A 1,253-nucleotide genomic window follows, 5' to 3' on the forward strand; every position below is an offset into this window, starting at 1 on the left:
CGAGTTTAATTGCCACGGGTTTACTCCTGGATGTTACCGTTTCGTCCAACCGGGGCCGGACGTCGTTTTGGTGTCTGATTCGGTAACCGAATCGGGAGCACCATCTGCGTAGGCTTGTGGTTTAAGGCTTGCGCCACCTACGGTCTTGGATAGCCCCCGCCAGGCAGGGACCCCAATACCTGTGCAGCGGGCAGAACCCGCTGCACGATTTCACTTAGGCTTCCAGGGAAGCCAGGTCGATCTGCAGGCCCGGACCCATGGTGGTGCTCAGGGTCACACGCTTGACGTACACGCCTTACGACGAGGACGGCTTCAGACGCTTCAGGTCGCCAGCAGCGCTTCAACGTTCTGCTGCAGCTTGGCCGGTTCAAAATCGACCTTACCAACGGAGCTGTGGATGATGCCGTTCTTGTCGGTACGGAAACGCACCTGACCAGCCTTGGCATTCTTCACGGCGGTAGCGACGTCCGGAGTCACGGTGCCGACTTTCGGGTTCGGCATCAGACCACGCGGGCCGAGGATCTGGCCCAGCTGACCGACGACACGCATGGCATCCGGGGAGGCGATGACGACGACGTCGTTCAGGTCGCCGCCTTTCATTTCGGCAGCCAGCTCGTCCATACCCACCTTGTCGGCACCGGCCGCCAGAGCGGCCTCGGCAGCCGGTCCCTGGGTGAAGACGGCAACGCGGACGCTCTTGCCGGTACCGTTCGGCAGAACGGTGGCACCACGAACGACCTGGTCGGACTTACGCGGATCGACGCCGAGGTTCACGGCAACGTCCACGGACTCCTTGAACTTGATGGTGGACAGCTCGGCCAGCAGCTTGGCGGCCTCTTCGAAGCTGTACTGCTTGCCGGCAACTACTTTCTCGGCAATCGCCTTCTGGCGCTTGGTCAGCTTAGCCATTACACACCCTCCACGTTCAGGCCCATGCTGCGCGCGGAGCCAGCGATGGTACGTACAGCAGCGTCCAGATCAGCAGCGTCAGGTCAGCCTGCTTGGTCTTGGCGATCTCTTCCAGTTGGGCACGGGTAACGGTGCCGACTTTCTGGGAGTTCGGACGAGCGGAGCCGCTGGTGATGCCAGCTGCTTTTTTCAGCAGGACGGCAGCCGGGGTGCTCTTGGTTTCGAAGGTGAAGCTACGGTCGCTGTAAACAGTGATGATCACAGGAGTCGGCAGACCCGGCTCTTGGTCCTTGGGTCTTGGCGTTGAACGCCTTGCAGAATTCCATGATGTTAATGCCGTGCTG

At 60.8% G+C, this 1,253-nt stretch carries 2 pseudogenes; both read right to left on the reverse strand.

Going from position 1 to position 1,253, the window contains the following annotated elements:
• Window positions 1–214: 214 nt before the first annotated feature.
• A pseudogene (rplA, locus tag BSK43_RS00100) lies at window positions 215–909 on the reverse strand (50S ribosomal protein L1).
• A 16-nt stretch (window positions 910–925) separates the two neighbouring features.
• A pseudogene (locus BSK43_RS00105) lies at window positions 926–1,253 on the reverse strand (hypothetical protein); the annotation flags it as partial.

The organism is Rhizobium sp. P44RR-XXIV (genome assembly GCF_001999485.2).
Taxonomy (GTDB): domain Bacteria; phylum Pseudomonadota; class Alphaproteobacteria; order Rhizobiales; family Rhizobiaceae; genus Rhizobium.